The sequence below is a fragment of the Shewanella sp. 0m-8 genome (genome assembly GCF_052977265.1).
Genome location: NZ_JBRIMB010000062.1, coordinates 19,643 through 27,550, shown reverse-complemented (window position 1 = coordinate 27,550; position 7,908 = coordinate 19,643). Strand labels below are relative to the sequence as shown.

Here is a 7,908-nt window from a genome sequence, read left to right as displayed (position 1 = left end):
AAAGTTATCCATAACCACAAATGAAGAGAATACGATGAATGCAATTAGATCATATTTTTACTTAGATTGGTATTACATGCTGTTAACTCTTACAAATATCTTGCTTGAGGTGAAGAAAGGGCTAGTTAACGCTAACGATAATGAACCAGATTTTCCGATGTAACTGAATATTAGGGGTGAGTTGTGCTATCAGTGCCAGTGATAATACTTAATTAATGGCAAGCCGCGTCGCCGATAATGGGCGATGTTTCCAGGCTTTGTTTAGAAATCCCGATGCCTACTATAGGATCCAGAGACGAGTACAGTAAAAACGAGATGAATGCTTGGGTAGCTTTAAGCTGCTGAACAACTGATGAAATTCACGTGAATTAACAATATTAAAGAGTCGTGAGCGATGAATTTAGGCCGAAATAGTCTTTGCCCATGTGGCAGTGGTAAAAAATATAAGCGTTGTTGTATGGACGGCGCGTCAAAACTGCATGCTGAAATGCTTGATGATGTTGAGCAAGTTGTGGCGATGTCACCCAACTTGACGATCGACGAGCTTAATGTGGTCATACAAAAGAGAAACGATGAGCGCAATAACCGCGCTAACCCTGACTTTTGCGGGCTGTCACCCACACAAATGGGGAATTGGCTATATGCACCATTTGATGAATTGGCTTGGGTGACAATTTGTTCGCCGGAAGTACTTTCAACTAGCCCTGTAATGCGCTATTTGACACTGATTTTAGACGAAGCGATGCAAAACAACGGTTCGTTTAAAGCCACCAGTAAAGGAAATTTACCGGCTAAATTAGTCAAACAGGCCAGTGATTGTTTACCAGAGTTCGCGCTGTCACAATTTGAATGGCATACGAGTATTAGCATCAGTGAATTTGCGGGCAGTAATGAAGATAAATTTAATGCGTTACATTACACCCGCATTTTGGCCGAAATTGCCGGTATTATTTATCGTCGTAGTGGTCGATATCATGTCAAAAAAGCGGCTTTGACACAGTATCAAAACCACGGTATTCATGCTTTTTTCAAGCCGATGCTGGAAGCGGCAACCACGAAGTACAACTGGGGTTACTTAGATAGTTGGGAGCATAGTATCGAGCTGAGAACCTTTTGGCTGTTTATGCTGTGGCGTTTACAAACACATGCTAGCGTTGAACAGTTGATTGATGAAGTCGCCACGGCATTCCCAGATCTATTACTTGAGATCCAAGTTGATGATTATCACACGCCAATCCAGCAATTGAGCACGTTAATAGAGTTACGCTTTATTGAACGTTTTTTACAATACTGGGGTTTTGTGACTATCGATCCCAAACGGTTGTTTGCGCAAGAGCATGTATCACGAAGTGTGCAAGTTCAACCCCTGTTAACACAGACCTTTCAATTTAATACGCAGCACTAGCAGGTTAGCATGAGCGAATATCAATACTACCGTTTTGAGTGTGTAGATAACTATCTAGGGAGCAAGCAACGAGAGGCGCTAAGACAAATTTCAAGCCGGGCCGAAATCACCGCGACTTCTTTTCAGGTAGTTTATCACTACAGTGACCTAAAGGCTGAAGCCTACGATGTTGTACTTGACTATTTTGATGTCGGTTTCTATTACGCAGATTGGGGCAGTATAGACGTTTACATAAAACTGCCCATTGGCACTTTACCAAGTGCGTTTATAGGGTTTAGTCAACATGGCTTATGTGTTTACGAGTCAGCGCAATGGCAGTTGCTCGTTTTTTCGATAGAAGACTACCCTGAGTATTTTGATGATGAACAAGCGGATGACTTTTTTCAGCATATAGTCACGCTTCGGACGGAATTAATCCAAGGTGACTGGCGCTTGCTTTATTTTATGTGGCTAAAAGCGTTTGATACTGTTAACGATATTGCCGCAATACCTATGATTGAATTCGACTTCAGCTTTAATCACCTAACAGAGGCACAACGCGTTTTTACCGAGTTGTTCAATATTCCTTTGGGCTTGGTAAAAGCGTTAGCATTGGCATTAACGGCTAATCCAAGTCACCTTGCTAATGTGGAGCATTTTAGCGTTGATAACTGGCTTACTGAGCTGACCGAACAAGAAAAAAACGACTTGTTAAAAGTGATGTTTGAGCAGGGGCAGTTAACGCGTCAGCAAGCGATAGCGATGACGAAGAAAGAAGCTGTCAATAAACAAGGGGCATATCAATACTGGCTAAACGCAAAAGTGATAACCCCCTATATTGAGAAAGGCCTGAAGCAATTTAAGCAAGAGCAAGCCGCTGTGTTAGCACAAAAGCAGCTAGCAGAAACAGCGCTAAAAGAAGCTGAGCTTACAGAGGTGTACAGGCAGCGAGACCATGTTTGGCAGCAAGCGCAAATACAAGCAAAACGTGCGTGTGCCAGTGGTTATGATCAAGCATCACGCGACGTGCACTTATTGGCCGAGGCTTATCATTCTAAAGGCGAGCGAACAGCCTTTGAACTCCGTTTTAGACGTTTTGTATCAAACAATAAGAACCGTAAAGCGCTGCTAACAAGGTTACAAGGTTTATCGCTTGGGGGTGACGTTGTAACTTAATCTGGATGATACTAATCACATGTCAGTATGACGGAGTCAGGCTAATTATATCGTTTTGATATTATCAACGCGTAGAGTCAGGCCTAAGATTATATTCCCGTAATGGTGAATTGATTGCATCGACATAAAAGTAAAGCATGTTGATAAAGCTTAAAATGTCGACATGACTCTTTCGAAGCGCTACGCGTCTCACATGGACATGATAAAACACTATGTTGAATAAACTGAACCGGCAACATAAAACGACCTATGTTGTAATAGTAGCCTCGACCGTTCATATAAGCTTATATTACTTACGATAAGCTTATACTGTAAAAACCGTGACTGATATTATACGTTTACATTAATGTAGTTGACATGAAGCCATGATAGAACAAGAAGCAGATATAGAGGTTAGAGCGATACGTTATGCAAAAGCTAACCGAACTCGTATAGCAAGAGAATTGACTGACTTTTCGCTTTATCCCGCAGATGAGAATCCTGTATCTATTTTTTAGGCTGTTTAAAGTGAGAATATTATGTTTGGAAACGCTAAAAAGAAATTAACGACATCTAAGCTTTCAGCCTTCGTAATGAACGCCAGCTCAGAGGAAAAAGAGCGCATTTATACTCAGGTTATAAGAAAAGCGACTGAGTCGCAAAATAAAGTGATTGAAGAAGCTAAGTCTATATCAGCATAGCGCTCAATGTAGCATTACCCCCCTCTCATCAGCAATAGCCGTAGGATGAGTCTTTAAGTATATTTTACGTATTTGCTTATCGATACAAGGGCCTCAAGCAACATGACCTAGTTGCTCTGAATAAAACTTGACTACTTCATACAGGCCGAACCTGTAGATGTGTGTATACCTTCTTTGGTTCCATCGTTAGTATTTGTCGCACATGCTTGTTTGCAGTAAACTTAATTTATTGTTTGTCTATTGAAGATACTTATGGGATTTGTTGAATCTAAATATATTGCATTATTTGCAAATAATTGGTCAGAAGCTTTGCGTACTGCAACTAGATTGAGTTCTTCGCTTAATCGTCTCGCTGTAGATTTTCCCATTTCCGCGGAAAGCTTGAAAGCGGCCGATGAAGACTTGCAGGATAAAATTGATGCATTTAGGGTTCGCTTTGCGGATTTACAAGATTGTATTGGTCATAAATTGTTTCGTAATTTGTTAAAGTTAGAAGATGAATCGCCGGTCAGTATGATTGATGTACTCAATATGATGGAAAAACGGGAGATCCTTACCTCTAGCCATCAATGGAAATTACTTCGTGAAGTGCGAAATGCATTTTCACATGACTATCCAGAGTCTGAAACAGAACGGGCTGAAGCACTCAATTTGGCTTGGGCTAACGCTGATCAACTACTGTTAATCTTAGCTAATCTTAAAGTCTATTTGTCTTCTGTTGGTATTGCATTGGAAGGAGATGTTAATGCGGTTAAGTGAACGAGAGAGAATTTCGATAGTAGATTCAGTGAAATTACATTTTTCTTCAACGGCTAAAGTGTGGTTATTCGGCTCTCGTTGTGATGATAACAAGCGAGGAGGGGATATTGATCTCTACCTTGAAGGGCAAGATATCGACAGCCCGCTTCATAAAAGAATATTATTAAAAATAGCGTTACAAGATCTACTCGGTGAGCAAAAAATAGATCTTGTTTATCATGATCTCAGTTTACCTATTCAGCCTATCCATGAAATCGCTAAAACAGAAGGGATCCTGTTAGGGTAGCCCCAACAGAGACTCGACGACTTAGTTGCGGGGCAAATCCAATATATGACAGTAACAAAAACCATCGCTATCCTCCCCCTCATGTTGCATTAGCCTATCAAAGGAACAGCCGCTACTTCTGGAGGTATTCGCAACATAGAGCACATAGATATGAACTGCTCGCAGCTAAAGCCACGACCGACACAAGATGCTTGGTTTGTCGGGCTAAACCGCGACCTACAGAAGGACTGGGCTTGCGTATATTGTAGGTCGGCCTTTAGGCCGTCAGGTAACGTCTTTTGAGGTGTTGGCTATAAGTGCGCAGTTTGGTTTGGAGGATAACCTCCTGTATGTACTGGTCAACCCAAACTGGACACTTTTAGTTGAGAATTTTCAAACTCCACCGGTGATAAATCCCCATTGGCCGAATGAAACCGCTCTAAGTTGTAATACTTCATATAAGCAGCCACATCTTGTTTCATAAATTCTCGTGTAGGCTGATTAACTTTAAACAGCCAATCGTGTTTTACACTACCAAAGAATCGTTCAACTACCGCATTATCCCAACACGCTCCTACGTCGCCCATACTGGCTCGAATACCAAAGCTAGCTAATAGCTTACTGGTGTACTGTGGCCTCTATCACTGTGAAACACCAGGCCTTTAGGCGGTTGGCGTAAGTTGTAAGCTTTAAGTAATGCTTTGGATGTCAAATCTGTGGTCATCCGTTTATCAATATGCCAACCCACAATTCTTCGTGAATATAAATCCATCACCACAGCCAAGTACATCCAGCCTTCACCCGTCTTTAGGTCGGTGACATCACCAGCCCAAACCTGGTTTGCAGCGCTTGGGTTAAAGTTCATATTCAACAAGTTATCAGCGACTGCGTCAGAGTGTTTACGCTGCGTTGTCACCTTATAAGCCTGCCGGCGGGTTACCTTTAGCCGTAAACGTCGCATCATTTTACGGACTGCATAGCGACCTACTTGGTAGCCTTCCTTGCGCAAATTTTTCATCATCTCACGATTCCCTAAGCTGCCTCGGCTTTTCTCGAATAAGCGGCGAACACGGCGATAAAGCTTCAAAGTATCAAGGCTTATCACGTTCGCAGGGCGTTTAAGCCAATCGTAATAGCCTGATTTACTCACGCACATAACTCGGCATAGCAGCGCAACAGGGAACGGATTTGAGTGTTTTTTAGTGAAGCGATATTTTACTTCATTTCTTTCGCAAAGAAGGCGCTTGCCTTTTTTAGTATTTCTTTCTCCATGCGTAATTCTTTGTTTTCTTTAGGCAATCGCTTAAGCTCATCGTACTCAGACTCTTCTAAGGCGATGCCTTGCCGTTTGGCCTCGTACTTTTCTTTCCACTTGTAAAGCAGGCTAGTGCCAACCCCTAGAGATTTTGCCGCATCAGCAACACTGTAGCCTTGCTCCAGCACCATCAGTACTGCTTCATCTTTAAATGCCTGCGGATAACCCTTGTGTGATTGCTTTAAACTCATATAGACCTCTTAATTTATTAACATACTGTCTCAAAAATTAAGTGTCCGATGGAATTAGACCAGAACAGAGTGATAAATCACGGAGATAGATCGAGTTGTGACAAAGTCAGTGTTCAGGGTAAAGTCAAACGACAATTAAGTGCTAATTTTTGACGGCAAAACTTGCCTTAAACGGCTCTGGTAAGTATTCCCAAGGAAATACTTGTACAAAAATAGGGATATTCGAATGTTGTAACGGTCTCTAATTAGATTGTTTATTCGGTCAGTGTGGCGTGGAAAAGCGAACAGTGTGATTTGTTACATTCGACGTTGCAGGTTTATCGTTATGTTTGTTTAGGAAGCAAGCTACCTAATTCGATAGAACACCCTAGGTCGTTACATCTAGAACTGCTATTTGCTTCCACAACTCCACGCTAGCCTTCAAATGATAGGTTAAAATAACGTGTAAAAATTAACGTATAAGGTATACGTGGTAGTTTGGCATAACATGTAAAACCTAATAGGTTAAAAAATCATTCAAAAATTAACCTATCATGTTTTAATGTCACTCTTGATAACCTAATTTTTCCAAAAGTTGTTAACTCATTGGTTAAACAGTCTTTCTATCGTTTTCATTGGCAGAAACATGCGAACGCGTCCATTATGTTCACACAATACTTCAAAGCCAAATTTTGTATAGAATGCCTGTGCTGGATCAGTGAGGCAGTCCACCACAATAGCATATGCTCTCATATGTTGGTTAACTTCCCAAAGGTACTTCAGTGCACGGATTAAACTGACTTTCCCTAGCCCTGAGCCGTGAAATTCCTTATGCACAGCTAATTGAGCTAAAAGAAACACTGGAATTGGGTATCGAGGAAGCTTCTTTGCGAGTTGCGCAGGTAAGGTTTCTCGGCTGATTGAGCTAGGCGCAACACTGTAAAATGCGCATATTGCAAACTTCTGATTAAGCAATGGCTGAGCACTAGGTAGAATCATAGTTCGACTAATTCCAGCTTCCATATGCTTTGCTGCTTGAGTTTTGATAAATGTATTTAGCTCTTGCTCACCACAGTCGAATGAGTTGCGGTCGTGATATGATTTACTCAGTTCTACGAACTCTTTGCCCCAACTCACTTGATACCACTCTCATCTGTGAATTTTACAGCTGCCAACAAAGCTTGATTTGGCGCTTTTGCCTTGTCACAAGCAGCCATAAATGTGTCAAAGAGACTATCTTGAACCACGATTTTTTCGTGCTCTTCAATTATGTGTGTTGCATCTTCGTCCATAAGCCTAACGATATATTCAGTTAAACTTTTCAGACCAAGCAATGCTGATGCTTTTTCAGCTTTCGCTTTTATTTCTTCATCAAGACGGATATCTAAACGTGCTGTTGCCATAACTCCTCCAGTGTACGGACGTATTCCGTAATATCAGAAATTATAATTCAAATAATTATCACATTCAACTTGTACGGAAAGATTACGGATTTAAAAAGTAATGATTTCGATGCGACACTGAGACACGTAAATTGGTCGGGAGCTGAGTTCTGAGTTCAGATAATTTTTAGTATGGCAAAGGCACAGTCGTTACTTCAGGAAGTCTTCTCGATATAGGGTGCATCAATTTCAAATATTAGACGGGGAGCATTGTGGCCTAGCATTTGAGATCCGTATAGCAGGGACCATGTGGTTGCAATACTGCTGTCGTATGCCGACTCCTGAACGGCCAGCATATCGATGCAGAGCATATCGGTCATGATATTGACACCGACGGGAGGGAACTGGTCGGCAATGATGGCTAAAAAGGCGCATCGATATTAACGGCTAACTTGATGAGCCATTTCTCCATGAACATAGCGGGTTTTACCGATGATACGTGGTTACTTTCAGCCGTATAAGCGGCAGTTACCGTGATTTTTATCGCTTTGTTACCTCTATTAAACTTGTCTAAGTTATTGGGGAATAGCCGTTTTTAGTCTCACACAGGAAGAGCGGGGCTCAGAAAATCCTTAAATTTAAAGGGAAATGTCGGTATTTGTTGAGTGCGGTAGAATAGCGCTAACCATTCAATCCTTTCAGTAATTCTTGTACCTTAACGGGTTCATTAATTAGCAATAATGGACATTAATGAGCTAAATTGGGTTCATTAAATGC

At 41.4% G+C, this 7,908-nt stretch carries 7 protein-coding genes and 1 pseudogene; 5 read left to right on the top strand and 3 right to left on the bottom strand.

Going from position 1 to position 7,908, the window contains the following annotated elements; translation table 11 throughout:
* The first annotated feature begins 394 nt into the window (after nucleotides 1–394).
* The 5 genes from ACVBIO_RS19835 to ACVBIO_RS19815 all read left to right on the top strand — a co-directional run bounded on the left by ACVBIO_RS19835 (nucleotide 395) and on the right by ACVBIO_RS19815 (nucleotide 4,285).
* On the top strand, nucleotides 395–1,405 hold the full coding sequence (locus tag ACVBIO_RS19835; RefSeq protein ID WP_447173261.1) for an SEC-C domain-containing protein: 1,011 nt from the start codon (nucleotides 395–397) through the stop codon (nucleotides 1,403–1,405).
* A 9-nt stretch (nucleotides 1,406–1,414) separates the two neighbouring features.
* Nucleotides 1,415–2,560 carry a hypothetical protein gene (locus ACVBIO_RS19830; RefSeq protein ID WP_447173260.1) on the top strand — a complete coding sequence of 382 codons (1,146 nt, stop codon included), beginning with the start codon at nucleotides 1,415–1,417 and terminating at the stop codon, nucleotides 2,558–2,560.
* A 518-nt stretch (nucleotides 2,561–3,078) separates the two neighbouring features.
* Nucleotides 3,079–3,240: a hypothetical protein gene (locus ACVBIO_RS19825; protein ID WP_447173259.1), complete on the top strand. Its 162-nt coding sequence runs from the start codon at nucleotides 3,079–3,081 to the stop codon at nucleotides 3,238–3,240.
* A 252-nt stretch (nucleotides 3,241–3,492) separates the two neighbouring features.
* Nucleotides 3,493–3,999: a hypothetical protein gene (locus tag ACVBIO_RS19820; protein WP_447173258.1), complete on the top strand. Its 507-nt coding sequence runs from the start codon at nucleotides 3,493–3,495 to the stop codon at nucleotides 3,997–3,999.
* Entirely contained in the window at nucleotides 3,986–4,285 is a 300-nt protein-coding gene (locus ACVBIO_RS19815; protein WP_447173257.1) for a nucleotidyltransferase domain-containing protein, read from the top strand. Before ACVBIO_RS19820 ends, ACVBIO_RS19815 begins: the two co-directional genes overlap by 14 nt.
* 338 nt (nucleotides 4,286–4,623) lie before the next feature.
* On the opposite strand, the pseudogene ACVBIO_RS19810 reads toward ACVBIO_RS19815, so the two are convergent.
* From ACVBIO_RS19810 to ACVBIO_RS19800, 3 genes and pseudogenes are all read right to left on the bottom strand, one after another.
* A pseudogene (locus tag ACVBIO_RS19810) lies at nucleotides 4,624–5,770 on the bottom strand (IS3 family transposase).
* 582 nt (nucleotides 5,771–6,352) lie between these two features.
* Nucleotides 6,353–6,886, bottom strand: coding sequence for a GNAT family N-acetyltransferase (locus tag ACVBIO_RS19805; RefSeq protein ID WP_447173256.1), 534 nt, complete (start codon nucleotides 6,884–6,886; stop codon nucleotides 6,353–6,355).
* Complete coding sequence (locus ACVBIO_RS19800; protein WP_447173255.1) at nucleotides 6,883–7,152, bottom strand: type II toxin-antitoxin system TacA family antitoxin; 270 nt, start codon at nucleotides 7,150–7,152, stop codon at nucleotides 6,883–6,885. The genes ACVBIO_RS19805 and ACVBIO_RS19800 overlap by 4 nt, the downstream gene beginning before the upstream one ends.
* Nucleotides 7,153–7,908: the final 756 nt, after the last annotated feature.